Source organism: Shewanella sp. SG41-4, assembly GCF_014164505.1.
GTDB lineage: Bacteria > Pseudomonadota > Gammaproteobacteria > Enterobacterales > Shewanellaceae > Shewanella.
This window is the reverse complement of sequence record NZ_JACJFI010000591.1, coordinates 1-1,412: the sequence shown is the minus strand read 5'-3', so window position 1 is coordinate 1,412 and position 1,412 is coordinate 1. Positions and strand designations below refer to the sequence as shown.

Here is a 1,412-nt window from a genome sequence, read left to right as displayed (position 1 = left end):
GATCGATTACACATGCACAGTATCGCTAAAGTTCAGGAGGCGTTAACGGCTCAGTTGGCGAAAGTGCCACGTTCACAACCGGTCCCAGAAGCACTAATTGAAGCTCGATGGATGATAGAAGAGTACCGAGTATCTTGTTTTGCTCAGGTATTAGGTACCGCTTATCCTATTTCAGAAAAGCGAGTATTGAGTTCTATCAGTCAAGTGTAACCTTGGTGCGTTGCTCTATCGCATGACGATAATAAAAAACCGATATCACTTAGGTGATGTCGGTTTTTTATTATCCCAAATAGATCCATTTTCTAGTGATGTCTGTAAGACCTGTCATTTCCTAAGAACTCATCAGCTTTAACTATTAATTCTAAGCCAAAAGCTTAGCTGTATGTGTTAAATGCTTTGATAGTGCAGGATGGGTGCAGGGCGTTATTTTTGAGTGAAGCTCTCAGGTGCTTCATTATGTTGTGCTTCGTCTTTTAAGGGCATTATTCTTTCAATAAATAATCAGAACTATAGAGTTTGAGTTGCTGTAATAGAGGCATTGTCATCGGCATTTAGCCTTAACAGCAGCAATGGGACCGTCGACTTGTGTCGCAATACGTTAGTACGTTGTCACGTCGAGTATGTTGTAATTTCTGAACGACTTTCTGTTTTTCAGTGAAAAGTCTCAATTTAAAGACACATTTTGACTATCCGCACAACAGAACTGAAAGTTTTTCGTAATTGTGGTTTGAAAGTGATCTGACTATTGATATACTCAGCGCCAAGAAGAAAGTGATTGGTACTCTTCTCTCTGTAAGGCAAATGTCATCCCCCCAGCATTAACACGATGTCGTCAGTATTAAGGATTCAATATCGTGTTGTTGTTTATAAAAAGACAGGCCTACACCTACAAAACGACCTAAAAGATTGGAGTTATTATGGAAGTTCATGAATACGAAAACGCTTACTATCAAGTGAAAGATGACGTGTTAGAGTCTTTACCTTCTAACGAAGAGTAAGACGATTGAACGAGCTGATTAATGCTTTGACAACTTAGTTGTTGCATTGAATACTCCGACAAAAAATAAAAATAGCAGCCTAGGCTGCTATTTTTATTGGTTATTTTTAATATTTTATCAATTGTTTATTTTGTGAATATGCAAACTATTGAATAGTGATTATACCCGAATGAGTGATAATTGTTTTTATCTTATGTTACGGCTAAACATAATAATGAAACTAGCCAATAATGGTAATTTGCTCTGACTTAAGACTACCCTTCAATACGACCTTTTTCGGGTAATATTTCAACAATAACCCAAGTGTTACCTTGTTTATGCAGACGAATTGTTCGATCATCAATCCACTCTCTTCCACCTTATAGTCCTTGCATTTTAACGATTACAGTTACGTCATCGGTAAATTTTCGGAAA

Annotated in this window: 1 protein-coding gene; it reads left to right on the top strand. The window is 37.3% G+C overall.

Annotated elements, in window-relative coordinates; all coding sequences use genetic code 11:
- Positions 1-210, top strand: a 210-nt coding sequence (locus tag H5202_RS22470) for a DUF3418 domain-containing protein (protein WP_182773979.1), incomplete at its 5' end; no start/stop codon positions are given.
- Between the last annotated feature and the right edge of the window lie 1,202 nt (positions 211-1,412).